The sequence below is a fragment of the Salmonella sp. 741265116_PST genome, assembly GCF_046567715.1.
Classification (GTDB): Bacteria; Pseudomonadota; Gammaproteobacteria; order Enterobacterales; family Enterobacteriaceae; genus Salmonella; species Salmonella enterica.
This window is the reverse complement of the sequence record NZ_JBKFPH010000005.1, coordinates 70690-96362: the sequence shown is the minus strand read 5'-3', so window position 1 is coordinate 96362 and position 25673 is coordinate 70690. Positions and strand designations below refer to the sequence as shown.

Sequence of the window (25673 nt, the reverse complement as noted above, 5' to 3'; positions counted from 1 at the left end):
TAACGAGACTGTTTAAACGGAATAATTATGGATACCTTACGTATTGGCTTAGTTTCTATCTCCGACCGCGCTTCAAGCGGCGTTTACCAGGATAAAGGCATTCCTGCGCTTGAGGAGTGGCTCGCTTCTGCGCTGACCACGCCTTTCGAGGTCCAACGGCGCTTAATTCCTGATGAACAGGAAATTATCGAGCAAACGTTGTGTGAACTGGTCGATGAGATGAGCTGTCATCTGGTGCTGACCACTGGCGGTACCGGTCCGGCGCGTCGCGACGTCACGCCGGACGCGACCCTTGCCATCGCCGACCGTGAAATGCCAGGTTTTGGCGAACAGATGCGCCAGATCAGCCTGCGCTTTGTGCCGACCGCCATTCTTTCCCGCCAGGTGGGTGTTATCCGTAAACAGGCGTTAATTCTTAATCTGCCTGGACAGCCAAAATCGATCAAAGAAACGCTGGAAGGCGTAAAAGCGGACGATGGCAGCGTTAGCGTGCCGGGCATTTTTGCGAGCGTGCCGTATTGCATACAGCTGCTTGACGGGCCGTATGTCGAAACCGCGCCGGAAGTGGTTGCCGCTTTCCGTCCGAAGAGCGCCAGACGTGAGAATATGTCATCCTGACCGGAAGATACTGATAGTAGGGTTATTCCTCCCGGTGCGGGAGGAATAAAAGAGACTTAGTGCGCCTCGCCGATTGGCAGAATAGTGCGGCCAAATTGCTCGTTTAGCACTTCACCCATCGCCAGATAAATAGCGCTGGCGCCACAAACCAGACCAACCCAGCCTGCGATATGGATAATGGCTTCGTTGCCGGTGATATTGCCGACCGCCAGCAGAGCGAACAGTACGGTCAGGCTCAGGAAAACAAATTGCAGCGCGCGGGCGGCTTTCAGCGTACCGAAGAACATAAACAGCGTGAACACGCCCCACAGACCTAAATAAGCGCCGAGTAGCTGAGCGTCAGGCGCATCCGTCAGGCCCATTTTCGGCATCAGCAGGATAGCGACCAGCGTCAGCCAGAACGAACCGTAAGAGGTAAAGGCCGTTAAACCAAAGGTATTGCCTTTTTTATACTCCAGCAGACCGGCAAAAATTTGCGCGATACCGCCGTAGAAAATCCCCATCGCCAGAATAATACCGTCCAGGGCGAAAAAACCGGCATTGTGCAGGTTAAGCAGAATGGTGGTCATGCCGAAGCCCATCAGGCCCAGCGGTGCCGGATTAGCCAACTTAGTGTTGCCCATAATTCCTCAAAATCATCATAATTGAATGGTGAAATAGTTTCCCAAAATAACGAGTTCCGTATTCTGGGCGCGGCATAATAATCAGGGGGAAGAGGACTGTCTATGATCTAATAAGGGGGAAAAGAAAATATTTCCCCCTGTGAGGGCATTCACGCCTGAACGGCTGCCATCATTCGTCGCAGGCAGGCTATTTGCAACACCGCCGGAATAGTCACGCGATACGCGCTGCCGCTCATCGCTTTGACGCCGTTTAACGCCGCGCCGACCGGGCCGCCAAGACCTGCGCCGCGCAGCAATCCGTGACCCAGGATGCTCATTGCGGCATGGGTACGCAAAATGCGGGTAAGCTGGGTGGAAAGCAGGTGAGAGACCCCTTTTGCCAAACTGCGATCTTTCATGAGCAGCGGCAGCAGTTCTTCCAGTTCAGAAACTTTGGCGTCTACGGCTTGCAGAAATTCCTGCTTATGCGCCGCGTCCATCTTTTGCCAGGTATGACGTAAAAAATGCTCCAGCAGTTGCTGTTCTATTTCAAACGTCGACATGCTTTTATCTGCTTTGAGTTTTAGCCGTTTTGCGACATCCAGCAGAATCGCGCGGTACTGTTTTCCGTGCCCGCGCAATTTGTTGGCGATACTGTCACCGCCGTAATGCTGAAACTCGCCGGCAATGAGCTGCCAGTTACGGCGATGTTGCTCCGGGTGACCTTCCATCGCTTTGAACAGCTCGTTATGACTAAGGACGCTCGACAAGCGAGCTTTGCCCTTTTCGTTATGCGTCAGCAAACGGGCGAAATCGGCGAGTTGTTCTTCGCTACAATGCTGAAGAAAGTCTAAATCCTCGTCGTGTAAATAGGTGACGTTCATTTTCAGTCTGGCTTTTGGAATAGAAATAACAGCGATTAATCGTCGCCAATGACTTTAAGTCTCGCCATATCGGAAGAATTTACCGTATGGCCTGAGAAAGTAATCTTTGATACGCAGCGTTTGTTGTCGTTATCGCTATTAATATTGATCCAGCCTGTCGTCTGGCCCTCTTTGATTGAGGAAGGGACGTTCAGGCTTTGGCTGGCGCTACGCGCAGTTTTAAAATAGACGGATGCGCCGCTAAGTTCGATGTCGCCGTGATCCGCCGTGAGTTGAATGCGCTTCACGATGCGGCAGACGGGAATTTTCAGCGCGAGATCGTTCGTTTCATTTCTGGGCATGGCAATAACACCCAGTATTTTATGGTCGTTCGCGTGCGCGACGCTACTTAACGCCAGGCCGAAAAGCAGGCCGGCGGAAATCGTTAACACAGATCGCATGGAATTTCTCTTTGACGGGTTCAATAAGCAATTACCGTCTATCATACTCTGCTCATGACAACGATTCAGTTTTGTAATCTTTTCTTTTTATTACAATTTTTCTGTGAATAGTATTCGTTGTTTAATTTATTTCATGAATGGTTATCTGTCTGGTTTTCCATCGCGCCCTCTCGTCACTAAAAAATTTTTTCATCTCCCCCTTGATGACGTGGGTTACGACCCCATCTTGTAGTCAACCGCAGTGGTGAGTCTGAAAAAAAACGATTCAGGGTAGTTGAAACCGCACGTTTCGCCCTTATTACAGATTCACAACCACATGATGACCGAATTTTTAGTGGAGACGTTTAGATGGGTAAAATTATTGGTATCGACCTGGGTACTACCAACTCTTGTGTAGCGATTATGGATGGAACGCAGGCACGCGTGCTGGAGAACGCCGAGGGCGATCGCACTACGCCTTCTATCATTGCTTATACCCAGGATGGTGAAACTCTGGTTGGTCAGCCGGCTAAACGTCAGGCAGTGACAAACCCGCAAAACACCCTGTTTGCGATTAAACGCCTGATTGGCCGCCGCTTCCAGGACGAAGAAGTTCAACGTGACGTTTCTATCATGCCGTACAAAATCATCGGCGCCGACAACGGCGACGCATGGCTTGATGTGAAAGGTCAGAAAATGGCACCGCCGCAGATTTCTGCCGAAGTGCTGAAGAAAATGAAGAAAACGGCTGAAGATTATCTGGGCGAACCGGTAACTGAAGCGGTTATCACCGTACCGGCTTACTTTAACGATGCGCAGCGTCAGGCTACCAAAGATGCTGGTCGTATCGCGGGGCTGGAAGTTAAACGTATCATCAACGAACCGACTGCCGCAGCGCTGGCTTACGGTCTGGATAAAGAAGTCGGCAACCGTACTATCGCGGTTTACGACCTCGGTGGTGGTACTTTCGATATCTCTATTATCGAAATCGACGAAGTTGATGGCGAAAAAACCTTTGAAGTTCTGGCAACCAACGGTGATACCCACCTGGGTGGCGAAGACTTCGATACCCGCCTGATCAACTACCTCGTTGACGAGTTTAAGAAAGATCAGGGCATTGACCTGCGTAACGATCCGCTGGCCATGCAGCGCCTGAAAGAAGCCGCAGAAAAAGCCAAAATCGAGCTGTCTTCTGCGCAGCAGACCGACGTGAACCTGCCGTACATTACCGCAGATGCCACCGGTCCGAAACACATGAACATCAAAGTGACTCGTGCGAAACTGGAAAGCCTGGTTGAAGATCTGGTGAACCGTTCTATCGAGCCGCTGAAAGTCGCACTGCAGGACGCTGGCCTGTCCGTGTCTGATATCAACGACGTGATCCTCGTCGGCGGTCAGACCCGTATGCCAATGGTGCAGAAAAAAGTGGCTGAGTTCTTTGGTAAAGAGCCGCGTAAAGACGTTAACCCGGACGAAGCTGTGGCTATCGGCGCAGCGGTACAGGGCGGCGTATTGACCGGCGACGTGAAAGACGTACTGCTGCTGGACGTTACCCCGCTGTCTCTGGGTATCGAAACGATGGGTGGCGTGATGACTCCGCTTATCACCAAAAACACCACCATCCCGACCAAGCACAGCCAGGTGTTCTCTACTGCGGAAGACAACCAGTCTGCGGTAACCATCCATGTGCTGCAGGGTGAGCGTAAACGTGCGTCTGATAACAAATCACTGGGTCAGTTCAACCTGGACGGTATCAGCCCGGCACCGCGCGGTATGCCGCAGATCGAAGTCACCTTCGATATCGATGCTGATGGTATCCTGCACGTTTCCGCGAAAGACAAAAACAGCGGTAAAGAGCAGAAGATCACCATTAAGGCGTCTTCCGGTCTGAACGAAGAAGAAATTCAGAAAATGGTTCGCGATGCAGAAGCGAACGCTGAATCCGACCGCAAGTTCGAAGAGCTGGTTCAGACCCGTAACCAGGGCGACCATCTGCTACACAGCACCCGTAAGCAGGTTGAAGAAGCAGGCGATAAACTGCCGGCTGATGACAAAACCGCTATCGAGTCTGCGCTGAGCGCGCTAGAAACTGCCCTGAAAGGCGAAGATAAAGCCGCTATCGAAGCGAAAATGCAGGAACTGGCGCAGGTTTCCCAGAAACTGATGGAAATCGCTCAGCAGCAACATGCGCAGCAGCAGGCTGGCTCCGCTGACGCTTCTGCAAACAACGCGAAAGATGACGACGTTGTCGACGCTGAGTTTGAAGAAGTAAAAGATAAAAAATAATCGCCCTTTGAACGGGTAATTACTGGCACGGGCGAAGAGGTTTCCTCTCCGCCCGTGCATGCATGTTAAGGGCAGATAAAAAGAGATGGCGAAAAGAGATTACTACGAGATTTTAGGCGTTTCCAAAACAGCGGAAGAGCGTGAAATCAAAAAGGCGTATAAGCGCCTGGCCATGAAATATCATCCGGACCGCAATCAGGGTGATAAAGAGGCCGAAGCTAAATTTAAAGAGATTAAAGAAGCCTATGAAGTGCTGACCGATGCGCAAAAACGCGCAGCCTACGATCAGTATGGTCACGCCGCGTTTGAACAAGGCGGTATGGGCGGCGGATTTGGCGGCGGCTTTAATGGCGGCGCTGATTTCAGTGATATCTTTGGTGACGTTTTTGGCGATATCTTTGGCGGCGGGCGTGGTCGCCAACGTGCGGCGCGTGGGGCTGATTTGCGTTATAACATGGATCTCACCCTGGAAGAAGCGGTGCGTGGCGTGACCAAAGAGATCCGTATTCCGACGCTGGAGGAGTGCGACGTTTGCCACGGCAGCGGCGCGAAAGCGGGCACGCAACCGCAAACCTGTCCGACCTGTCATGGTTCTGGTCAGGTACAGATGCGCCAGGGATTCTTTGCTGTACAGCAGACCTGCCCACACTGTCAGGGACGCGGTACGCTGATCAAAGATCCGTGTCATAAATGTCACGGTCATGGGCGTGTGGAAAAGAGCAAAACTCTGTCCGTTAAAATCCCGGCGGGCGTGGATACCGGAGATCGTATTCGTCTGGCAGGCGAGGGCGAAGCGGGCGAGCATGGCGCACCGGCAGGCGACTTGTACGTTCAGGTCCAGGTGAAACAACACCCTATTTTCGAGCGTGAAGGCAATAATCTTTATTGCGAAGTGCCGATCAACTTTGCGATGGCGGCGCTCGGCGGTGAAATTGAAGTGCCGACGTTAGATGGTCGCGTGATGCTGAAAGTGCCGAGCGAAACACAAACGGGCAAGCTGTTCCGTATGCGCGGCAAAGGCGTGAAGTCCGTACGCGGTGGCGCGCAGGGCGATTTGCTGTGCCGTGTGGTGGTTGAAACGCCGGTCGGTCTGAGCGAAAAACAGAAGCAATTGCTAAAAGATCTTCAGGAAAGTTTTGGCGGCCCGACGGGAGAGAAAAACAGCCCGCGTTCAAAAAGCTTCTTTGACGGCGTGAAAAAATTCTTTGACGATTTGACTCGCTAGCCTTTTTCCCGTTGTATTTTTCTTCAGCCCGGGTGTTTATCCGGGCTTTTTTCTGCCTGTACGCGCCCAGGCTTCTGCTAAACGCATCGTATCCTCTCATTTGTTGGTATTTTGTTTTACTGATAAACAAATTGATGTTAATCAGCAGGTTTGTATACGCTCATTCTTTAAAAAAACGTGATGTGATGACATTAACGATTGCTTTTTTAGATGCTGTGAATTGATTTATCTTGAGTATTATCTATATTGCTTTTTTTAGTTTCCGGAGGCAGACAGCGAATGGGATCGAAAGGTGCCAACAAGAGCTTTGATTATAATTTAATCAAAATTCTTGACGCTGTTATTTTGTCAGGAAATGCGGCTATGGCGGCAAAAAAGTTAGGCATTACACCGGCTGCCGTCTCTCTGGCGTTAAAGCGCCTGCAGAGTTATTACCCGGAAGAACTGTTTAGCAGAGGGAAAGGCGGGCTCATCCCCACAGCCAAGGCTGTCGACATTCACCAAAATTTCAGTCAGGTGATGAAACTGGTGGATGACACATTTCTCTGTAATAGCAAAAAAGATGAAGCGTTCCAGATAACGTTATTAGGCAGTGATATTGTTGAAAGCTATTATCTTTCTCAGCTCTATAACAGCGATATATTTGACCGTATTTTGATAAATCATTTTACTGTCAGAAATATGAGTCGGGAGCGTATCAGCGAACTTCTGTTTACTGCGCAAGGCGATCTGTTGATTGGTGCCGAACCTTTGCTGGAGTCCGGCATAGAGAATCAAATTATTGATAGTTTTAAATCATTTGTTTGTATCTGTAGCAGTAAACACATGCTGAGTACTCTGTCACAACTGTCGCTACATCATTTTTATTCTTCGCGTCATGCGTTATATCAGCCGGGGATGGGGGCTTCAGTGATATATCATGATAGCGAGTTATTTAAGGATGAGCTTTACTATACTGGCAGGCGTATTGTCGGCTACCGCAGTGATTCGCTTAACGGTTTGGTGAGCATGATCGAAAGAACCTCATTGATTGCATTGATGCCTTTGAAATTAGCGCTTTTTTATAAAAATCATCGTAAATATGACATTAAATTTATTCAGCCTCCGCCCGAACTGGCTTTTAAGTCAGTTCAGGTCTATGCATCCTGGAATAAAAATAGTAGAAATATATCGACGATTAATGAGATGGTAAGTATGTTACAAACGCTTTCCTCATTTCGTCGCTAATACACCTCATTTTTACGCTTTGATTTAATATGGTTTTAAATGATGTGCTTTGATTTTCACCCTCCTGACAGGGCGCTTACACTCCTTGTGTTAATTATTCATTTATAATGATTTCGGAGTGTTAAAATGTCTATTCCCAACCATGTGTCGACAACGGAAGTTGTGCTATTGGAGCTAGAGATCTTACTCACTATTATTTCGATTGGCGCGTGGGGAGGCTTTGTCAGCTATCTTTTACGCAAAGATAAGACAGAATATAATAGTTCTCATGAAAGTATTAAATATTGCTTAACGCAGATCGTGATTTCCTGCTTCACCAGCTTCTTGTTAAGCGCGATTGCGATCGAAAAAGAATGCAGTTTCAACATTGTTCTGTTGGCGGCAGGCTTAGGCGGTGTTTTCGCGAGTCCGATCTTAAAAATTCTTGGGCGGCGGATTAAAAAAATTATCGAAGGAAATAGTTCAGATTAATTATCATTCGCAATATCAGGCTCATCCGTGAGCCTTTTACGCGTCTTTTTTAAGCCTGATTCAGGTCACTCTATTCTTGATCCAGCCATAAATAAATTGTTCGTTATTGTGGTTTTTCTCAGCAACGTTTAAGTAGTACGTGCCCTGACTGCAATTGAGGGCTTTCACCAAAACGGCTTCTCCTTCCTGGCCTCGCCAGGCCAAATAATGTTCGAGAGCGGCAAGCGTCCGCGGGCCAATATTGCCATCCACATGAACATCCGGGTAGCGTTTACCTTGGTGATTAAAGACGTTCAACCAGCGTTGCAGCCACGCACTGGGGTGGTAAGCGCCTATGTTGACTGCCGCATCGCACAGCTCGAAGGAGACTGGCCACGATAGCGTCGAGATGACATCAAAGCCTGGTTTTATCCAGTAATCCTCTTCGAGAATCGCGTAGGCTTCAGCGCGGGTCAGATCCCGCATATCGCCAGCATAGCCATGCGCTCGCGCCGTGGCTTCGGTAATGCCCCAATGGGTGGCGCCGCCTTTATCTTTAGGGTTAAATACGTAACCGCCTTCAAGCGCAATAATTCCATCTATAATTGGATTCATCTTCCCTTTCCTTCGCTTAGTGAATATGCAGATACATGAGAGAACCTAACGTTACTGAAAATACGGTCGTCAGGGCGGCGATGGTTTGCCGTACAATCTGTTTTTTTCTTCCCTTTGTTTCGCTATCCGTCGCGATAATGGCGATATCACTATTCACTTTGAGGCCTTGTCTTGGAATGGTAATAAGAAGATCGTTAATACCAAGCGCTTTAAGGTCACGTCTGATTAAATAGAGAATCTGCGTTAGATTTGCATCATTAACATAGTGGCTTCGACTTCCCCATAACGCGGTGGTTATTTTTTGTCGCTCGATAATCTCCAGATGAGCATTCTCGATGATGAAACTGAGACATTTGGCTCTCATCGCAGTCATTTTAATAACCTGTGAATTTGAGACCGTTCTCAGTTCATATTTACCTTCATTGTAAATGCAGTTGCTATTAATGATATAAGTTTTCATAACGTCTTCCTTTAGAAATGTACATCCTGGTTGTCTGTGGTGACTATATTGTATGAGAAATGTCTTAATCCAATAAATGTCACTGGTTTTATTGTATTGTCATTGTCTATAGCGAGTGTAATCACATTATTTCATTGTAATTAAATGATATTTAATTACATGATAAATGATATTTACTATGTTCTCACCAGAACGGAGTAAGCGGGCGTTGAGAGGTGTTGTTTTCTCTTCGGCAGACGGCGTTGTTAACCTCATTTTTATGATTTTTATGTCATCTAAAAAGATGATGTTTTGTGATTAGCTATTTTTTATGTCTGTCACGATTATGGACCCCGCAGAACGAGCTGCGACAATTTTGAAACGTAAAAGGAAATTTGAAAATGGCTACAAGCAAACTGATTCAAGGCGATACGCTTACTGAAACTACCCATGCAGCGAATGGTTTTGACCCTGCAACAAGCGATGATAAAATAAGCTATACTTCCGCTCGTGTTGCGAAACCGGTATACAATAAATATAAAAACTCCACGACTAAACCGAAGGTATTCGGTTATTACACCGACTGGTCACAGTATGACAGCCGTCTGCAAGGCAATATGTCCCAACCGGGCCGTGGTTATGATTTAACCAATGTGTCACCGACGGCTTATGACAAACTGATTTTTGGCTTTGTTGGTATCACCGGTTTCAGAAAAATTGATAAAGAAAACCGCGACGTCGTAGCAGAAGCGGCAGCGCTGTGTGGCAAAGTGAAATATGAGCCGACCTTCCTCGATCCATGGGGCGATTTCCAGTCTTATATCAACCTGGGTTTTGAAACCAGTGGCTGGGATGTTGATCCGAAAACCGTGACCCAGGCTAACGCCAAAGGTATGCTGGGCGCGCTGCGTGATATGCAGGCAAAAGCGAAAGCCGCAGGTCACACGCTGGCGCTCTCCATGAGTATCGGCGGCTGGAGCATGAGTAACGGGTTCCACGAAACCGCCGCTTCTGACTCCTCTCGTAAAACCTTCGCCAAAGGCGTGGTGAAACTGTTCAAACAGTTCCCGATGTTCAGCGAAGTGGATATTGACTGGGAATACCCGAACGATGAAGGGGCGGGCAACCCGTTTGGTCCGGAAGATGGCGCTAACTACGCGCTGCTGATTGCCGAACTGCGTAAACAGCTGGATTCCGCTGGTCTGAGCAATGTGAAGATCTCTATTGCCGCTTCTGCTGTCACTACCATTTTTGACTATGCGAAAGTAAAAGATCTGTTGGCTGCCGGCCTGTATGGCATCAACCTGATGACCTATGACTTCTTCGGTACGCCGTGGGCGGAAACGCTGGGCCACCACACCAACCGCAAAGCGCTGGAAGAGGGCGGCTGGGCTGTCGAAACCATCGTTGATCACCTGCTGGCGGAAGGCTTCTCCGCTGACCGTATCAACATCGGTTATGCCGGCTATACCCGTAACGCTCGTCAGGTAGAAATTGAATCCCTGTCGCCGCTGAAAGGTTCTTATAACCCAGGAACAGGTGACACTACAGGTTCTTTCGAATCCGGCACCAGCGAATGGTATGACGTCATTTATAGCTACCTGGATCTGGAAAACCAGAAAGGCCGTAATGGTTTCAATGTTTACACCGACCAGGTCGCTGACGCTGACTACCTGTATAGCCCGGAATCTAAACTGTTTTTATCCCTGGATACGCCGCGTACTGTCAAAGCAAAAGGCGAATATGCAGCGAAACTGGGCCTGGGTGGCGTGTTTACCTGGACTATCGATCAGGACAATGGCGTGCTGGTTAACGCCGTGCGTGAAGGTCTGGGTTATGAAATCGAATCTGAAGTTATCGATATGGAACCGTTCTACTTCGAAGGTATCAATGTAGAAAATGATGAAGAGCAGAGCGATAGCGACGACGAGCAGAAGGTCAACCACGCGCCGAAAGCGGCGATTGAACTGATGGTCGTAGGCGGATCTACGGTACAGCTGTCTGGCGCAGGTTCTTCTGATGAAGATAACGATGAGCTGTCCTTTAGCTGGGGCGTGCCTTCGCAAATCGCTGTGGCAGACAAAACTGCAGAAATCATTGAGGTTGTGGTACCGGAAGTTAGCGAAAAAACAGCCTTTCAGTTCACCCTGTTTGTACGCGACTGCTACAACGAACCGTCCTCTCAACAGCGCTTTGTTCTGACGGCTGTGCCTGCGCTATCTCAGGTTCAACCGGAACCGGAGGAGGAAGAAGAAGAGATTATCGTTCCTGTACCGGACGAGGAAGAAGATACCACGCCGGCTGAGGATGATACGCCAGCAGATGACAAAACGTCACCTTACGCGCAGTGGGATGCTTTGACCGTTTATGGCGCAAACTGGGGTTCTTTCGAAATCGTTAGCTGGAAAGGCCATAACTATCAGGTGAAATGGTGGTCTATGGGCAACCAGCCTGACCTGAACTGCGGTGCCGGCGGTGCATGGACCGATCTTGGCGCTTACTAATACACGGTATTAAACACGATGTATTGGGCTTCATGATTCAAGCCCCGGTTTTCCGGGGCTTTTCTCCACCAGGGACAGAGGAAGAGTAGACCATGACCATTTCCATTCATGCCAGCGCATTTGACGTCAACAGCTGGTATCAAAAAATCACCTTAACCTTCATCAATGAGAGCGGTAATCCGGTCGATATGAACCATGCCGCAATATCATTCACGGCTTCCGGGCACATCGATCCATGGGGAAATAGCGGCGGTACGCTCAAAGGGAACCTGCCGCTTACGCTGAATGATAGTTCGTATGGCACGCTGGAAACTAACAACATCATCATTAATAACAGCGATGCATTACTTCTTCAGCCGGGCGAACGTGGGACGCTTTCTTTCAGCCTCGCGGCGACGCAGGTGCCGGTAAAAATGTCCGCCATTACCTTGACGCTGGCGTCATCTTCATCCGAAGACGCAGAGTCTGAAACCCTATCCGATGAGGAGGCGCCAGCGATACCCGCCGCAGATGAACAACCCGCTGAACCCGATGTGCCGGAAAAGGATAACGACCTTCAGGAACACGGCCTTACGCTTAACGTTAGCGAGTTGAATACCGCGAGTTGGTATCAACGCGTCACCTTTACGCTGACCAACCTCTACGCCCAGGCGATAGATCTCAATCAGCTTCAACTGAATTTTACGGCCAGCGCGCACCCCGATCCCTACAGTCCGTTTCAGGGAACAATGCTGGGGAATCAGGCCGTAACGCTGGCCAGCGATGGGGGATGGCCCATCGAGAAGAATACCATCACCATTAATCATGACGGCGCGCTGATGCTGGCGGCGGGGGATACCGCCGAATTACAGTGCTATCTGGCCGCCACGCAGACGCCAGTTGCCATCAGCGATTTGAGCGCGACGTTGGCCCATGACCCTGCCCGTCAGGGAAAAATTTGCGTTCACTTTCCTGCCATGACGCAGACCGTGGCGCTTAAACCGGCGATTGAGCTGCTGTTTCCTGCCGGCGAAACCCGGCGCGTTGTCGGTGAGTGGGGAGAGGTGCTGACAATAGGCGATCTTAGCGCAGGAACGTATCGGCTTACCGTACCGGTACTGGCGAATGATGAGATGCAAATCGCGCCAGTCGAGTCCTCTTTTACCGTTACGCTGCAATCCGGCGATGCCGTCGCGCAGGTCCAGGTATCCTGTCTGCCGATTGTCCGTTATGCCAGCGCGCGTCTGATGATTGACGCCCCTGTGCTTGGTAATGCGAAATTGACCGTTGAGATCGCCGATGCTACGCAAGCGGATGAGCGTACTGTCACGCTTATCGCCAACCAACCGCAGTTAATCACCCGGCTACTGGCGGGGCATCATTATACGGTCAATCTGCAGCCTGCGATGATTAATAACCGCTTTATATCGGCACCCATACAGCTTACGAGTTTTATCCCTGCCGCGGCGCAGGTTGCCGAGGTTGCTGTCGCTTACCAGCAGGCAGCGATCGATACGGCGAGTTTCGTGACGGTGGATGCCACTCTACTGGGCCTGCCTGATGGCGTTGCGCCGCAGCGTTATCTGTTCAGCAGCGGTAAATATCAATACTCATTAATGCTGGAGAGCGGTAGCGATCGGCAGACGTTGGCATTACGTTTTGCGCCCGGGCTGTATGATGTTCAGACGGACGATATTTTCATCGACAGCGTGCCGTGGCGTTGTGAACAGGCCGGGCCGCTACGGTTGTTGCAAAAGGTCAACCATGTGGCGCTGGAGTTTCTGCCCGGCGTGACGCTACAGGTAAAAGGTTGGCCTGATTACCTTGCTCATGGCGGCGTGACGGTTAACGCGCCAGAGACGGTTTCTCTTTATCGCGATATACCGTTTAGCGCGTTGTTTAAATACGATGGTTTTGACGGCGGCGGCGATCCGGTTCCGGCCGCAGAGGTTGACGTGAACGGGGACGGTTTTCTGGATTACGCGACGTTACCGATCCATAAAACCGTTGCGTTGGTGCGCCAGATAGAAAAAGAAGCCGGGCGTAGCGTTATGCCGGTAATGGTTATTTATACCGCGAATGCCAGCGGTGGTAGCGCCCTGGCGGATTTACAGGATGCGCAAAAGCTACGTAACCATTTTGGTAACTTTATTACCCAGTGTCTGGCGGCGCAGTCATACAAAGATGAGACGCATCCTGTCCCGGCCACCTTTGTGCTTAACCCGGATTTTCTGGGGGCGCTACAGCAAGGACCGTATGGCTACACCGTAGTGCGACAAAAAAACAGTGTGCCGGTGAATGCCCAACTGGCGGCGGCGATACAAGCATTACCGGCGATGGCTGGCTTTATCGCGCCTTCGTTGCCGACGTTTAGCGACGATCTCTACGGCTATATTCAGGCGGTGAACTATCTTGTTCGTCAGTTTGCCCCGGATGTGGCTTTTGGCTGGCAGACGAATGTCTGGGCGACAGGAACGGCGGACTGGGTGCTGCGCGATACCGCTGATCCGGTAGCTGAAGGGCAGGCGATCGCCGGATTTATTCATGAACTGGGGGTTTATAGCGGAGAATATGCGCCGGACTTTATTGCGTTTGATAAATTTGAGCGTGACTGTTTCAGTCCTGATGCGCTTGCCCACTATGGCTGGAATGCGACATGCTGGCTTAATTACCTGGCGATGGTCAAACAGGTGACGAAAGTGCTGCTGACGCCCGCCATGCTGTGGCAAATCCCTGGCGGCCATATGCCTACAGTAGAAGAGGGCGTCAGTAAAATCAGCGCTGCGCACTTTGCATCCGGCGGAACCTTTTTTATGGGTGACGCCCGCATTGGCAGCGATCCTGACACGCTCTCTTTGCAGCTACTCAATACGGCCTTAAATAGCGCGACTTACGGCGTCCCGACCGTCGGCGACTTTTTACGTAAAGATAAAGGGTATGACTGGAGCCAGATGCAGGCGCTGAACCTACCGGACTTTAACGTCTTTTCGATCTTATGGGGCGGTGGTTCCACTATCAGTATTACGACAATCCATTCTAACGGTGAAGACGGCGGCTGGCTGGCGGATAAAATGGTAGAGTATTATGCTGCCCCTCGCTATTTTAGATAATATCACTATTTATTTGCATTAATCTGGACTATTAGTTTGAGATTCGAAGGTGCGTTCTTTCGAATCTCTTTTCCTGCGGCCCCCTGAACTCTCATTCTTTATGCGTAATTCGTTATTACTTTTCTGTAATTATTTTGTATTAAGAATTATCTTAATTTTAAAAATATTGCGTATTAGTGCTTTTTGAATACAGAAATACTGTATAGCGATGTTATTTATTATTAATTTAAGCGCTTTTTTAGAGGTTATACTGTGGCGCTACATTGAGTAGACAATCGTTAATGAAAAAAATGATGAACGACGCTTTTGCTAAAGATAATAATGAGAATTTATTACACTCTTTTCTTTTTTCTCAGCAGGCTAAACCTCACGCGGCGATTGATGCCTTATTTTCGGCGTTGTTGCCATTTGGTCAACCGTTTACGCTGGGTATCGGCGATGAGTTTTATTTACAGGCAAATGATGAAAACTACATTGTATTACTGGAATCAGGCGTTGTTTCTTTCTGTCGTGATGACAACCGACTCCATATATCTTCATCGTTTGCGCCATCGGTCGTGGGTATGGTTGACAGCTATGGCGCTACCTATAACGCCCCCGCGCGACCGGAACACTTTTTGCTCGCAGAAACGGTTTGTACCGGTAGATTTGTTCGCCTGCCGGATTTTATAAAAATCGCCAATGAATGCGATTTGTGGCACGACGTGGCCCGTTGTCTGGCTTACCGTCTGATGGTGATGAGCGCGCGCGATCGTGAATTAGTCGGCGTCGATTCTTACCTGAAAGTTCGGGCGCTGCTGACTGAAGTCTGGGCTTATCCACAGGACTACCGGGAAAACATTATCGTGTTGAATTTTATTCAACGACGTACCGGGATATCGCGCAGTCGGACCATGAAGATTCTGTCTGAACTAAAAAAAGGCGGGTATATCCATATTGATAATGGGCGGCTGACGGCGCTCGGAAAACTGCCAGTGGCGTATTAATGCACTATATGCAACGATATATTTACATATCTCGATTGAATTTATCTATTATTGTTAATAAAATGTTCTATTGAAAGTTGTTGTAAAGGCTGTTTTTAAAAAGTCAACATGGCTAAAGGGTATAAGTCGAACGACTGGTGTAAAGTTAATATAAAACAACAGGTTATATCTGGTCCTATAAAACCAAATGTCGATGATTGCAACTTGCCGTTGGCTTGCTAATAATTAATAACATCGTTATCTCATTATAACGTAAAGATTAACTCACGACGTTGAGTGGCTGTTTTATTGCTTCTGACATTTATGTCAGAACAAGAAGACGCTTTTTTTCGCATAAGAAAAAGTCGTGATATTGCTGTGAAGAAATATCAGCAGCCGTTTCGTTAAAAAATCTGATTACCCTCATTTTTATATTTAAAAGGAGCTTGAATGAAAAAGCCTGTACTAGCATTAATGGTCTCTGCGATTGCCTTTGGCGGAATGTTGTCCACCGCGCAAGCGGATACTACAACCGTCACTGGCGGTACGGTAAATTTTGTCGGACAGGTCGTTGACGCCGCCTGTTCTGTTTCCGCTGACTCTGTCGATCAGACCGTGACATTAGGCCAGGTTCGCGCCAGTAAATTAACCGAGGCCGGTATGGTGGCGAATCAAAAAGAAGATTTCACCATTAAACTGGAAGACTGCGATACTCAGACCAGCCAGAATGCGGCGGTGATTTTTAATGGCCAGCAGGACGCAAACCAGCCGGGGTCGCTGGCGAATACCGCTGGGGCAGGTTCGGCGACGAATGTGGCATTACAACTTTATGGACCAGATGGCCAGGCGCTGAATATCGGTGAATCGTCCAGTACTGTTACGTTGAACGATGGCGAAAACGTTATTCCGCTTAGCGTGGATTATATCGCTACCGGTACGGCGACTGCCGGTAATGTTACCGCGACGGCGACATTTAGCATGGTTTATTCCTGATTCCTTATCGGGATTTTTTTCTCGTCTGTTGGGAGGCGAGAAAGGGGCGTTACGCGCGTTACTGCGCGTAACAAACCGACGGCATCAGGATATTACGCAGATGAAAAAAAACGTACCGATTTTCCTTCGATTATTGCTACTGCTGTCGGCGGCCGGCCTGTCGTTTGCCGCGCAGGCGGGAGGCATTGCGCTGGGCGCGACCAGGGTGATTTATCCGCAGGGAAGTAAGCAAACCTCCTTGCCGATTATTAATTCTTCTGCCAGCAATGTTTTTTTAATTCAGTCATGGGTCGCCAATGCCGATGGTTCACGCTCGACGGACTTTATCATTACGCCGCCTCTCTTTGTGATCCAGCCTAAAAAAGAAAATATATTACGTATTATGTATGTCGGGCCGTCATTACCGACCGATCGCGAAAGCGTATTTTATTTAAACAGTAAAGCGATACCCTCTGTCGATAAAAATAAACTGACCGGCAACTCCCTGCAAATTGCGACGCAAAGTGTGATTAAGCTATTTATCCGCCCGAAAAATCTGGCGGAGGCGCCAACCCATGCCCCGTCGACGCTTCGCTGCCGTAACGAGCGCGGCCAGCTAACGATTACTAACCCTTCGCCGTACTACGTTTCGATGGTTGAACTGTACAGCGCGGGGAAAAAACTGCCGAATACTATGGTACCGCCGAAAGGCGCGATCACTCTCCCGGCGTCGCCCGGCCAGGTATCTTTGCGCACGGTAAATGATTTTGGCGCAACGACGCCAGCACGCGTTTGTTCAGCTTCATGATGTTATGCGTAATCAGCTTTTCATGACGCGATATTACTCCAGCGTAGCTAAACCTGTATTAACCCCGCTGGCGTTGGCTATCGCATTGACGCCTGTGCCGGGGTGGGCGGAAAACTATTTCAACCCGGCATTTCTGTCTGACGACCCGTCTGCGGTGGCCGACTTATCGACCTTTTCCCGTAATGCCCAGGCGGCGGGAATGTATCGCGTTGACGTTTACCTGAACAATACGTTTCTCACGACCAGAGACATTACCTTCCAGGCGGTGAAAACGACGGGAAAAAGCGCGCCCACCGATGACAGCGGATTACGCGCCTGCCTGACGCCTGAAATGCTTAAAAATATGGGGGTAAACACCGGGGCGTTTCCACTGTTGGCGAAGGCGGCGGGAAGTTGCCCGGATCTTGCCAGTGCGATACCGGCCGCCCGGACCCGCTTTGATTTTGCGCAGCAACGTCTCGACATTAGCATCCCGCAGGCGGCGATGGTTGCCAGCGCCAGAGGCTATATCCCGCCACAATACTGGGATGAAGGAATTAACGCGTTGCTATTGAATTACACCTTTACCGGCGCGAATAGTCAGGATCGGAGCGCAGGCGGCAGTGCGGAGAACAGCTATTTTCTTGGGTTGAATAGCGGCCTTAATCTGGGGGCCTGGCGGTTACGCGACTATTCCACATGGAACGCGAATAGCGGCGATCAGAATAGCGACAGCGACTGGCAGCACATCAGTACTTATCTGGAACGTGATGTGGACTTTTTGCAGGGAGAACTGACGGCAGGCGATAGTTATACCCCCTCCGCATTATTCGACAGCCTTCCTTTTCGCGGGCTACAACTGGCGTCTGACGACAATATGTTGCCAGACAGCATGAAGGGCTTCGCGCCGACCATTCACGGCATTGCCAGAAGCAACGCGCAAGTGACCATTCGGCAAAACGGCTACATCATCAATCAGCGCTATGTGCCGCCTGGGGCATTTACCATTAATGATCTCTATCCCACCGCCGCCAGCGGCGATTTGACTGTTGAAGTCAAAGAGTCCGACGGTTCTATTAATCGCTACAACGTGCCCTATTCCGCCGTGCCGATTCTACAACGAGAAGGGCGGCTGAAGTATGCGGCGACGGTGGCGGAGTATCGCAGCGATAGTAGTCAAAAAGAGAAGGTGAAATTCAGTCAGGCGACCTTGATATGGGGGTTACCGCATGGTTTTACGCTGTATGGCGGAACACAGCTTTCCAGTCATTATCACGCGCTGGCGATCGGCAGCGGCGCAAATCTGGGCGACTGGGGCGCGGTGTCGCTGGATGTCACCCAGGCCGCCAGTACGCTGGCGGATAATAACACCTACCAGGGGCAATCGCTGCGTTTCCTGTATGCCAAATCGCTTGCACAGTCAGGAACCAATTTACAGCTTATGGGCTATCGCTATTCAACCTCGGGCTTTTATACGCTGGATGATACCGCGTGGAAACGGATGAGCGGCTATGACGAGGACAATCGAACTGACAGCGATAAAAGCAGGCCGGAATGGGCGGATTATTACAATCTTTATTATACCAGGAGGGGGAAAGTACAACTCGATATCAATCAACAGCTAGGCGGGTTGGGATCGCTTTTTATTACTGGCAGTCAGCAAAGTTACTGGCACACTGATGAAAAGGATTCTTTGTTGCAGGTGGGATACAGCGATACGCTGGCGGGTATTGCGTGGAGCGTTTCGTATAACAATAACAAATCCGCAGGCGATGCGGAGCGCGATCAAATTTTCGCGCTGAATATCTCGGTGCCGCTAAGTCAATGGTTGCAACACGATGATGAGGTTACGCGCCATCACAATGTTTACGCTACCTTTAGCACCAGTACGGATAAACAGCATAACGTTACGCAGAATGCGGGCCTTAGCGGCACACTGCTGGACGAAAACAATCTTAGTTACAACATACAGCAAGGTTATCAGAATCACGGTATTGGCGAAAGCGGTACCGCCAGCCTGGAATACGATGGGGCGAAAGGCAATGCCAACATTGGCTATAACGTTAGCGATAACGGCGATTACCGGCAGGTGAATTATGGCCTGAGCGGCGGCCTGGTGGCGCACGCGCATGGAGTGACGCTAAGCCAGCCGCTGGGCAATACCAATATTTTGATTGCCGCGCCGGGCGCAGCTAATGTCGGCGTTGTCGACCAGCCGGGTATTCATACGGACGCGCGTGGCTATGCGGTGGTGCCGTATGCGACAACATATCGCCAAAACCGTATGGCGCTGGACGTTAACGCCATGGCTGATGATGTCGATATTGATGACGCGGTGACTCGCGTTGTGCCGACCGAAGGTGCGCTGGTTCTGGCCAGCTTTAAAGCGCGAGTCGGCGAGCGTGCCCTGGTAACGCTGAATCATAACGGTAAGCCTGTACCCTTTGGCGCAACGGTGACGGTGAATGATCGCCATGCGGAGGCGATTGTTGACGAGGCCGGGGAAGTCTATCTTTCCGGGTTGTCAGCGCAAGGCATTCTGCACGTTCGCTGGGGGAACCTGCCGGATCAACAGTGTGTCGCGTCCTATCATCTCTCTTCCTCCCGTCAGATTCTGAGTCGACAACATGCGGAGTGTCATTAAATGAAAATACCTCTTTTATTTGCTCTGCTGGTGGGAAGTGTCGTATCGCAGTACGCATTCGCAGACGTGTGTAAAAACGTTAACGGTGTACCTTCCAGTATTAATTACGATTTAACGACCACTCTGACGGCAGAACAAAACCAGGTGGGAACGACGGTTCAACTGGAAAAAAGCCAGGAAGTCAATGTACAGGCGGTATGTCCCGCCGGCGCGGCGACCTATAGCCAGACTTATCGCTCCTATGTGTCGCAATATCCGGTCGTAGAAACGAGCGGTAACTGGAAATATTTAAAGCTGGACCCGGACTATCTTGAAGGCGGAATGCGAATTGAGGATTCTGCGGTGGGTGATATTTATCCGCCAATAAACAATGTCCTGATGGGATATGATGAAAATGTGAAAGCGGGTCAACCGTTTTACGTTCGTGACTCAAATCTGGAGTTTCAGCTCAAAATTGTTAAACCGTTCGTCGGCACGGTGAATATTAGTCCAAAGACTATGTTCAATGTTTATGTCATGACCGCCGCAGGCGATCCGCTGACAGATGTCGTGTACAGCATTCTTTATAGTGGAACGGTGACCGTACCGCAAAGCTGCGAAATTAACGCCGGACAAACGATTCTGGTGAATTTCGGCGCATTATACAGCGGCAATTTCAGCCACGCAGGCCAAAAGCCGGAGGGGGTACGAGCGAAAAAATTCAGCGTACCGGTAAAGTGTAGCGGCCTGGATTCGCAGGTCAATTTAACGATGCGTCTTATCGCTACGCCGGATAGCCACGTTCCCCAGGCTATCGCTTCGGATAATGCCGATGTCGGTGTAGTGGTCGAAACCGATGAAGGAAACGCGCTTATCCCCAATGATGTGCAGAGCGTCGCGCCTTTTGTCACCGATAGCGCCGGACGCGCTAACATCACATTGCAAGCCTACCCGGTGAGTACAACAGGAGAAACGCCAGCGGAAGGGGCGTTTACCGCGCTGGCCAGCCTGCGAGTGGACTTTGACTAAATGAACAGATCACACTGCGCTCTTTTTGCCATGGGACTGATGCTGTGTCCACAAATCAATGCCAGCGCTGACGACCTCGCTTATAACCTCGAATTTACCGGCACTATTGTGGCGCAAACCTGCGACATAGATATTTCCAGTCTCAGTCAAAGTATTGATTTAGGACAGTTTGCGGTCGGCGATTTTCCTTCGACGGGAACAACAACAAAATTTAAGCCCTTTAATATCAACCTCAAAAATTGTTCCCGAGGAATTGCCGGGGCGAAGATCTGGTTTACCGGCGAACCCGATCCAGACAATCCCGCGCTATTAGCGATCACCGATACCGGAATGGGAAGCGGAAGTATGTTAGCAAGCGGTGTAGGGGTGGAAATTCTGAATGATGATCAGGATACCGTCAGTATCAATAATGCCGACTCGGTGGTCTATCCGTTGAAAGCCGGACGCAACACGCTGTCTTTTTATATTCGCTATAAATCGACCCGGCCGACGGTCACGTCCGGGAACGCGACGGCGGTCATGTATTTCGATATGCAGTATGAATGAGGAGCCATCGTAATTATGCGTAACGATATCCTGTACGGCATCGGGATGCTGCTGGCGGCATTCGGCGTCCAGGCACACGATGGCCGGGTCTATGTCTCCGGAACCATCACGGACAATACGTGTTCGCTCTCTCCAGGCTCGGAAAATATCAACGTGGCGATGGGCGCGGTTTCTCAACGGCAGTTTTATCGCGCGGGCGACGGTTCCGCCTGGCAACTTTTTGCTATCGATTTACAGAACTGCGGCAGCACTGCCAGCGGTGTAACGGTCAGTTTTAGCGGTGCGGCGGACAGTCGTAATACGGATTTACTGGCGCTTACAGCGGGGGAAAGCGACGCTTCAGGCATTGGGATTGCGCTTTATGACCAAAATAAAACCTTAATCCCACTGGGGCAGGAGAGTGATGTAGTCACGCTCAGCCCGGGCCAGGCGTCGGCGCATCTGCAATTTTACGCGCGTTATCTTGCCGATGGCGGCACGGTAACGCCTGGGGACGCCAATGCCTCCGCAACCTTCATTCTTGCCTATGAATAAGTTCTTTTTACGCTGCGCGATATGTTGGTGCTTGCTTCCCATATCATGGGCGCAGGCTGGCGTGGTGATTGGCGGTACTCGCTTTATCTATCATACGGGCGCCCCGGCATTAAGCGTACCGGTAAGTAACCATTCAGACGCGTCATGGTTAATTGATACGCATATTTTATCCGGCGGTCGCTGGCCAGGAACCCAAAACGAAGGGAATATCACGCCCTTCGTGGTCACGCCGCCATTATTTATGCTTTCAGCGCGCCAGGAAAACACGTTGCGGGTGGTTTATACCGGTGAACCGCTACCTGCGGACAGGGAAAGTCTGTTTACCTTGAGTATCGCCGCTATTCCCTCCGGTAAACCGGAAGTGAACCGTGTACAAATGGCGTTCCGCTCTGCATTAAAGCTGATTTATCGCCCGGAGGGACTCGCCGGCGATCCGCAGCAGGCCTACCGGCATCTGGTCTGGTCGCTTACCCCCGATGGCGCGACGGTACGAAATCCTACACCCTATTACGTTACGCTCTTTTTATTACGCGCTAACGAGCGCGCCCAGGACAACGCCGGGGTCGTGGCACCCTTTGCAACGCGCCAAACGCACTGGTGTCGGCATACGGTTCGCTGCACTGTGCGCTGGCAAAGTATTAATGACTATGGGCGGGTAATGCCAGCGCAAACCGTGGATCTGACGCGTATGCATTAACCTATTTTTCAGGCGTCTCCCGATAGCGGGAGGCTTTCCGAACTTATCGAGCGAGACTTTTATTATGTATTATCACGCGTTAAAACTTTCCCGACTGGCGATATTGACGTTGGCAGGCGTTGCCGTATCCGCCTCGGCAATCGCTGCCGATTCTGTCCCGACGTCGCAAATTGGCCCGACGGCGGAAGCCTACATCGTCAGTCATCCGGATAAAGTGGGAGAGGTGGTGGCAACGTATTTGGCCGAACATCCTGAATTTTTGGTCGCCGCCAGCGAGACGTTGCATCAGCGTCAGCAGATTGCGCAACAACAGGCGTATGTTCAACTGGCATTACAGTATCGTGCTGAGTTGCTCAGTAGCAACAGTCCTTCCGTTGGACCCGACGATGCAAAAGCGGCGGTGGTGATGTTCTTTGATTACCAGTGCTCGTGGTGTAGCAAAATGGCGCCTGTGGTCGAAAACCTGATTAAGGCGAACCCGGATACTCGGTTTATTTTCAAAGAGTTTCCTATTTTTTCCTCCCGCTGGCCGGTATCCGGACTGGCGGCAAGAGTCGGCGAGCAGGTGTGGCTCACCCAGGGCGGGGCGAAATATCTCGACTGGCATAATGCCCTGTATGCTACCGGCAAAGTGGAAGGGCAGCTTAACGAACAGGATGTCTACACGCTCGCGCACCATTATCTAACGCCAACGCAGTTGGCCGCCGTAAAAGAAGCGCAAAGCAGCGGTGCAGTACATGATGCGCTCCTCACTAACCAGGCACTGGCGCAGCATATGGACTTTAGCGGCACGCCTGCTTTTGTCGTCATGCCTCAGACGCAAAACGGTGATGTAAAACGGGTGACCGTGATCCCGGGAAGCACGACTCAGGATATGTTGCAAATGGCGATTCAGAAAGCGAAGGGGTGATATTCGCTCAGTGGAGAACGCACAGGAGTGAAAGTAAAATGAAGTCTATGCGTTGCGTCATACCGGTGATTTTACTTTCCTTTATCGTTCATGAAGGGACAGCGAAACCGACCGCTCAGATTCATTTTATGGGATCGGTTGTTGAGGCAGGCTGCTGGAATGACGTGGGAACCTTAGAAATTCAATGCCATAATAAAGAGGGGATTGAACGTTATATTATTGTCGAGAATATTATCACGCCGATATCGTCTCCTCATGCAACGGTAAAACGCGATTATTTGGATGAAGATAAGCAATTAACAGTGCTACGCATTGTCTATGACTGAACCGCGTAGCAGACCGCAGATGGTGTCCCGTCAGTGTCGTGTGAGGATATTATGAAAAATGTTCTCACCTTCCCGGGACACGGTCTACAGATTTTATCTTCAGATAAACGGCGCTAAAAAGAAAAGTACGATCAATAAAAAAAGAGTGGGAATACCAATAGATATAATCTTATTACATCGGTGAGTATGATGTTGAATAGCTTGTGGCGGCATGTCAGCAGAGTCTATGATAAATCTTTCATCGATTTTTATCCCCTGCCTGGGGAGCGTGACGAACAGTTCGAAAAGCCCGATTTGTTGTAAATCTCGTCGCAGCAGATAAAGCAGTTGCGTCAGATTAGCATCGCTAACAAATTGGCTTCGCTCTCCCCAAACTGCGTGTGAAATCATTTCTCGCGTAATCAACTTTCTGTACGCATTTTCAATAAGGTAGCTTAAACAGCGCGCACGCATTAGCGTCATCTTTAGCACTTTTTTATCATGTAATGATATTATTTCTCTTAACGACTCATTATAAATAAATTCGTTATTAATAGTGTATTGTCTCATGAATTCACTCCATTTTGATATTCATAAGGTAAGTTTGACACTGTCAGTGTGTTCACTGGCGGTAAAGTACTCCTTACATCAGCACGGATAAGCGTAGAGAACCTCAAAGAAATAAGAGAATCATTTGTGATTAAATAGGATAACATTATATTTTTTTACTTTTTTATAAAGTATGCCAGATGTTTTTGATGTTTTTTTATAAAATAGTATTATATGTTTTTATTTCACACAGACTGAAATGATGCCAATAAAATTATAATTTAATAACAAACAGGTAGAAGAAATGATTTACTTATTGAAATAAATGTGGTGTAAGGTTAATCTGCGCCTTAAATGATGGTGCCAGATTATACCAGCCAGGATAACCTATATGCGGCCAATAAAAAATGCTAAAAAAATTGACTACAATCTGATCAAAGTATTCGATATGGTTATTACTGAAGGAAATGCAACCAGGGCGGCCAGGAAGCTGGATGTCACGCCTGCGGCGATCTCTCAGGCTCTTCTTCGCTTACAAAATCTTTATGGTGAAGAGTTATTTATCAGAACCCGCAAAGGATTAGTCCCGTCCAGCAAAGGTAAATCGCTCCACAAGGTATTTCGCCAGGCAATTGAATCTATAGAAAGCACACTTTGCGATAACACATATGCTCAGGAGAGTAATGAACTCATTGTTCTGGGGAGTGATATAACTGAAAATTATTATTTTCCGGCATTGCTGGATATTATGTTGGTGAACCGATATGTTATTAAACACTATGCGATTAAAAAAACAGGGGAATACTCACCAGCCTCCATGCTGACGCATGGCTATGCGGATGTCATCATGGGAACTCTGGAAATTAAGAATGAGATGATCGAAAGTTATCTTATTGATAATTTATCTGATTTTGTTTGTGTTTGTGGTGAAAAAAGTCCATTGGTTGGGCTTGAAAAAATTTCTTTATATAATTTTTATGCTGCCAGACATGCTGTCTATCATTCAGATATGCTCTCTTCTTTCACCGCTGATAGCATTGATTTATTCAAGAACAGTACGCCTTATGCGGGGCGCAGGGAAATATGTTATTATAGTGATTCACTATTTGGAGTGATAGGTGTTGTTGAAAAAAGCGATATGGTTGCGATTTTGCCAGGGAAGATTGCTACTTATTTTAAAGATGTGCGACGTTATAATATAAAAATACTACGTATGCCGGATGAAATAATTTTTCGTACATTACCCGTTTATGCTTATCTGGCTACAAACAACACCCATTATAAAAATGCCAAAAAACTGATATCAACATTTCAGTCGACCTTTCTTTTTAGCCAGGAAAAGCAGCCTGATGCTTTGGTTGAAGGGAGCACGTCCTTATGCGGTCTGTCGGTTTAGTA

At 49.2% G+C, this 25673-nt stretch carries 24 protein-coding genes; 18 read left to right on the top strand and 6 right to left on the bottom strand.

Annotated features, from left to right (window positions below; all coding sequences use genetic code 11):
• The first annotated feature begins 27 nt into the window (after positions 1–27).
• Positions 28–618 carry a molybdopterin adenylyltransferase gene (gene mog / locus ACLD11_RS05510; RefSeq protein WP_000380373.1) on the top strand — a complete coding sequence of 197 codons (591 nt, stop codon included), beginning with the start codon at positions 28–30 and terminating at the stop codon, positions 616–618.
• A gap of 56 nt (positions 619–674) precedes the next feature.
• On the opposite strand, the gene satP is transcribed toward mog, so the two are convergent.
• From satP to ACLD11_RS05495, 3 genes are all read right to left on the bottom strand, one after another.
• Entirely contained in the window at positions 675–1241 is a 567-nt protein-coding gene (satP, locus tag ACLD11_RS05505) for an acetate uptake transporter (RefSeq protein WP_000528525.1), read from the bottom strand.
• Positions 1242–1390: 149 nt separating this feature from the next.
• The gene (msyB, locus tag ACLD11_RS05500) at positions 1391–2104 is read right to left on the bottom strand and encodes an acidic protein MsyB (RefSeq protein WP_001103477.1); all 714 of its coding nucleotides are present in this window, start codon (positions 2102–2104) and stop codon (positions 1391–1393) included.
• 35 nt (positions 2105–2139) lie between these two features.
• Positions 2140–2544 (bottom strand): DUF2541 family protein, encoded by a 405-nt coding sequence (locus ACLD11_RS05495; protein ID WP_001258084.1) that lies wholly within the window; start codon positions 2542–2544, stop codon positions 2140–2142.
• Positions 2545–2892: 348 nt separating this feature from the next.
• On the opposite strand from ACLD11_RS05495, the gene dnaK reads away from it, so the two are divergent.
• The 4 genes from dnaK to ACLD11_RS05475 all read left to right on the top strand — a co-directional run bounded on the left by dnaK (position 2893) and on the right by ACLD11_RS05475 (position 7732).
• Positions 2893–4809, top strand: a complete 1917-nt coding sequence (gene dnaK / locus ACLD11_RS05490) for a molecular chaperone DnaK (RefSeq protein WP_411014642.1) — start codon at positions 2893–2895, stop codon at positions 4807–4809.
• 85 nt (positions 4810–4894) lie between these two features.
• Positions 4895–6034: a molecular chaperone DnaJ gene (gene dnaJ, locus ACLD11_RS05485; protein ID WP_001119009.1), complete on the top strand. Its 1140-nt coding sequence runs from the start codon at positions 4895–4897 to the stop codon at positions 6032–6034.
• 279 nt (positions 6035–6313) lie between these two features.
• Positions 6314–7261, top strand: a complete 948-nt coding sequence (locus ACLD11_RS05480; RefSeq protein ID WP_183059814.1) for a LysR family transcriptional regulator — start codon at positions 6314–6316, stop codon at positions 7259–7261.
• Positions 7262–7387: 126 nt separating this feature from the next.
• Complete coding sequence (locus ACLD11_RS05475; RefSeq protein ID WP_183059813.1) at positions 7388–7732, top strand: phage holin family protein; 345 nt, start codon at positions 7388–7390, stop codon at positions 7730–7732.
• Between the two features lie 60 nt (positions 7733–7792).
• On the opposite strand, the gene ACLD11_RS05470 is transcribed toward ACLD11_RS05475, so the two are convergent.
• Positions 7793–8326: a glycoside hydrolase family 108 protein gene (locus ACLD11_RS05470; RefSeq protein ID WP_001068135.1), complete on the bottom strand. Its 534-nt coding sequence runs from the start codon at positions 8324–8326 to the stop codon at positions 7793–7795.
• Between the two features lie 16 nt (positions 8327–8342).
• Positions 8343–8786, bottom strand: coding sequence for a transcriptional regulator (locus ACLD11_RS05465; protein WP_183059812.1), 444 nt, complete (start codon positions 8784–8786; stop codon positions 8343–8345).
• A 380-nt stretch (positions 8787–9166) separates the two neighbouring features.
• Between ACLD11_RS05465 and ACLD11_RS05460 the strand changes: the two genes are divergently transcribed.
• The 12 genes from ACLD11_RS05460 to ACLD11_RS05405 all read left to right on the top strand — a co-directional run bounded on the left by ACLD11_RS05460 (position 9167) and on the right by ACLD11_RS05405 (position 23747).
• Positions 9167–11269, top strand: coding sequence for a glycosyl hydrolase family 18 protein (locus tag ACLD11_RS05460; protein WP_183059811.1), 2103 nt, complete (start codon positions 9167–9169; stop codon positions 11267–11269).
• Positions 11270–11361: 92 nt separating this feature from the next.
• Positions 11362–14358: a chitinase gene (locus ACLD11_RS05455; protein ID WP_411014641.1), complete on the top strand. Its 2997-nt coding sequence runs from the start codon at positions 11362–11364 to the stop codon at positions 14356–14358.
• 281 nt (positions 14359–14639) lie between these two features.
• Positions 14640–15344 (top strand): helix-turn-helix domain-containing protein, encoded by a 705-nt coding sequence (locus tag ACLD11_RS05450; protein ID WP_411011612.1) that lies wholly within the window; start codon positions 14640–14642, stop codon positions 15342–15344.
• Positions 15345–15773: 429 nt separating this feature from the next.
• Positions 15774–16316 (top strand): fimbrial protein BcfA, encoded by a 543-nt coding sequence (locus ACLD11_RS05445; RefSeq protein WP_000743357.1) that lies wholly within the window; start codon positions 15774–15776, stop codon positions 16314–16316.
• A 100-nt stretch (positions 16317–16416) separates the two neighbouring features.
• A complete protein-coding gene (gene bcfB / locus ACLD11_RS05440; RefSeq protein ID WP_411014640.1) occupies positions 16417–17103 on the top strand; it encodes a fimbrial biogenesis chaperone BcfB in 687 nt (228 codons plus the stop codon).
• Positions 17104–17107: 4 nt separating this feature from the next.
• Complete coding sequence (gene bcfC / locus ACLD11_RS05435; RefSeq protein WP_411014639.1) at positions 17108–19726, top strand: fimbrial usher BcfC; 2619 nt, start codon at positions 17108–17110, stop codon at positions 19724–19726.
• The gene (locus tag ACLD11_RS05430; RefSeq protein WP_183059806.1) at positions 19727–20734 is read left to right on the top strand and encodes a fimbrial protein BcfD; all 1008 of its coding nucleotides are present in this window, start codon (positions 19727–19729) and stop codon (positions 20732–20734) included.
• Positions 20735–21280 carry a fimbrial protein BcfE gene (locus ACLD11_RS05425; RefSeq protein WP_023182482.1) on the top strand — a complete coding sequence of 182 codons (546 nt, stop codon included), beginning with the start codon at positions 20735–20737 and terminating at the stop codon, positions 21278–21280.
• A 15-nt stretch (positions 21281–21295) separates the two neighbouring features.
• Entirely contained in the window at positions 21296–21814 is a 519-nt protein-coding gene (locus ACLD11_RS05420; RefSeq protein ID WP_411011608.1) for a fimbrial protein BcfF, read from the top strand.
• A complete protein-coding gene (locus ACLD11_RS05415; protein ID WP_183059804.1) occupies positions 21780–22511 on the top strand; it encodes a pili/flagellar-assembly chaperone in 732 nt (243 codons plus the stop codon). The genes ACLD11_RS05420 and ACLD11_RS05415 overlap by 35 nt, the downstream gene beginning before the upstream one ends.
• Positions 22512–22575: 64 nt before the next feature.
• Positions 22576–23421, top strand: a complete 846-nt coding sequence (locus tag ACLD11_RS05410; RefSeq protein ID WP_183059803.1) for a DsbA family protein — start codon at positions 22576–22578, stop codon at positions 23419–23421.
• Positions 23422–23459: 38 nt separating this feature from the next.
• Complete coding sequence (locus tag ACLD11_RS05405) at positions 23460–23747, top strand: hypothetical protein (RefSeq protein ID WP_000839831.1); 288 nt, start codon at positions 23460–23462, stop codon at positions 23745–23747.
• 99 nt (positions 23748–23846) lie between these two features.
• Here the strand turns inward: ACLD11_RS05405 and ACLD11_RS05400 are convergent, their stop codons facing one another.
• Complete coding sequence (locus tag ACLD11_RS05400; RefSeq protein WP_183059802.1) at positions 23847–24296, bottom strand: transcriptional regulator; 450 nt, start codon at positions 24294–24296, stop codon at positions 23847–23849.
• 370 nt (positions 24297–24666) lie between these two features.
• Between ACLD11_RS05400 and ACLD11_RS05395 the strand changes: the two genes are divergently transcribed.
• Complete coding sequence (locus ACLD11_RS05395; protein ID WP_183059801.1) at positions 24667–25671, top strand: LysR family transcriptional regulator; 1005 nt, start codon at positions 24667–24669, stop codon at positions 25669–25671.
• Positions 25672–25673 lie beyond the last annotated feature (2 nt).

Excerpts from the sequence above, each read along its gene's own strand:
- mog (WP_000380373.1), top strand. The coding sequence starts at position 28 with ATGGATACCTTACGTATTGGCTTAGTTTCTATCTCCGACCGCGCTTCA.
- satP (WP_000528525.1), bottom strand. The coding sequence starts at position 1,241 with ATGGGCAACACTAAGTTGGCTAATCCGGCACCGCTGGGCCTGATGGGC.
- msyB (WP_001103477.1), bottom strand. The coding sequence starts at position 2,104 with ATGAACGTCACCTATTTACACGACGAGGATTTAGACTTTCTTCAGCAT.
- ACLD11_RS05495 (WP_001258084.1), bottom strand. The coding sequence starts at position 2,544 with ATGCGATCTGTGTTAACGATTTCCGCCGGCCTGCTTTTCGGCCTGGCG.
- dnaK (WP_411014642.1), top strand. The coding sequence starts at position 2,893 with ATGGGTAAAATTATTGGTATCGACCTGGGTACTACCAACTCTTGTGTA.
- dnaJ (WP_001119009.1), top strand. The coding sequence starts at position 4,895 with ATGGCGAAAAGAGATTACTACGAGATTTTAGGCGTTTCCAAAACAGCG.
- ACLD11_RS05480 (WP_183059814.1), top strand. The coding sequence starts at position 6,314 with ATGGGATCGAAAGGTGCCAACAAGAGCTTTGATTATAATTTAATCAAA.
- ACLD11_RS05475 (WP_183059813.1), top strand. The coding sequence starts at position 7,388 with ATGTCTATTCCCAACCATGTGTCGACAACGGAAGTTGTGCTATTGGAG.
- ACLD11_RS05470 (WP_001068135.1), bottom strand. The coding sequence starts at position 8,326 with ATGAATCCAATTATAGATGGAATTATTGCGCTTGAAGGCGGTTACGTA.
- ACLD11_RS05465 (WP_183059812.1), bottom strand. The coding sequence starts at position 8,786 with ATGAAAACTTATATCATTAATAGCAACTGCATTTACAATGAAGGTAAA.
- ACLD11_RS05460 (WP_183059811.1), top strand. The coding sequence starts at position 9,167 with ATGGCTACAAGCAAACTGATTCAAGGCGATACGCTTACTGAAACTACC.
- ACLD11_RS05455 (WP_411014641.1), top strand. The coding sequence starts at position 11,362 with ATGACCATTTCCATTCATGCCAGCGCATTTGACGTCAACAGCTGGTAT.
- ACLD11_RS05450 (WP_411011612.1), top strand. The coding sequence starts at position 14,640 with ATGAAAAAAATGATGAACGACGCTTTTGCTAAAGATAATAATGAGAAT.
- ACLD11_RS05445 (WP_000743357.1), top strand. The coding sequence starts at position 15,774 with ATGAAAAAGCCTGTACTAGCATTAATGGTCTCTGCGATTGCCTTTGGC.
- bcfB (WP_411014640.1), top strand. The coding sequence starts at position 16,417 with ATGAAAAAAAACGTACCGATTTTCCTTCGATTATTGCTACTGCTGTCG.
- bcfC (WP_411014639.1), top strand. The coding sequence starts at position 17,108 with ATGCGTAATCAGCTTTTCATGACGCGATATTACTCCAGCGTAGCTAAA.
- ACLD11_RS05430 (WP_183059806.1), top strand. The coding sequence starts at position 19,727 with ATGAAAATACCTCTTTTATTTGCTCTGCTGGTGGGAAGTGTCGTATCG.
- ACLD11_RS05425 (WP_023182482.1), top strand. The coding sequence starts at position 20,735 with ATGAACAGATCACACTGCGCTCTTTTTGCCATGGGACTGATGCTGTGT.
- ACLD11_RS05420 (WP_411011608.1), top strand. The coding sequence starts at position 21,296 with ATGCGTAACGATATCCTGTACGGCATCGGGATGCTGCTGGCGGCATTC.
- ACLD11_RS05415 (WP_183059804.1), top strand. The coding sequence starts at position 21,780 with ATGCCTCCGCAACCTTCATTCTTGCCTATGAATAAGTTCTTTTTACGC.
- ACLD11_RS05410 (WP_183059803.1), top strand. The coding sequence starts at position 22,576 with ATGTATTATCACGCGTTAAAACTTTCCCGACTGGCGATATTGACGTTG.
- ACLD11_RS05405 (WP_000839831.1), top strand. The coding sequence starts at position 23,460 with ATGAAGTCTATGCGTTGCGTCATACCGGTGATTTTACTTTCCTTTATC.
- ACLD11_RS05400 (WP_183059802.1), bottom strand. The coding sequence starts at position 24,296 with ATGAGACAATACACTATTAATAACGAATTTATTTATAATGAGTCGTTA.
- ACLD11_RS05395 (WP_183059801.1), top strand. The coding sequence starts at position 24,667 with ATGCGGCCAATAAAAAATGCTAAAAAAATTGACTACAATCTGATCAAA.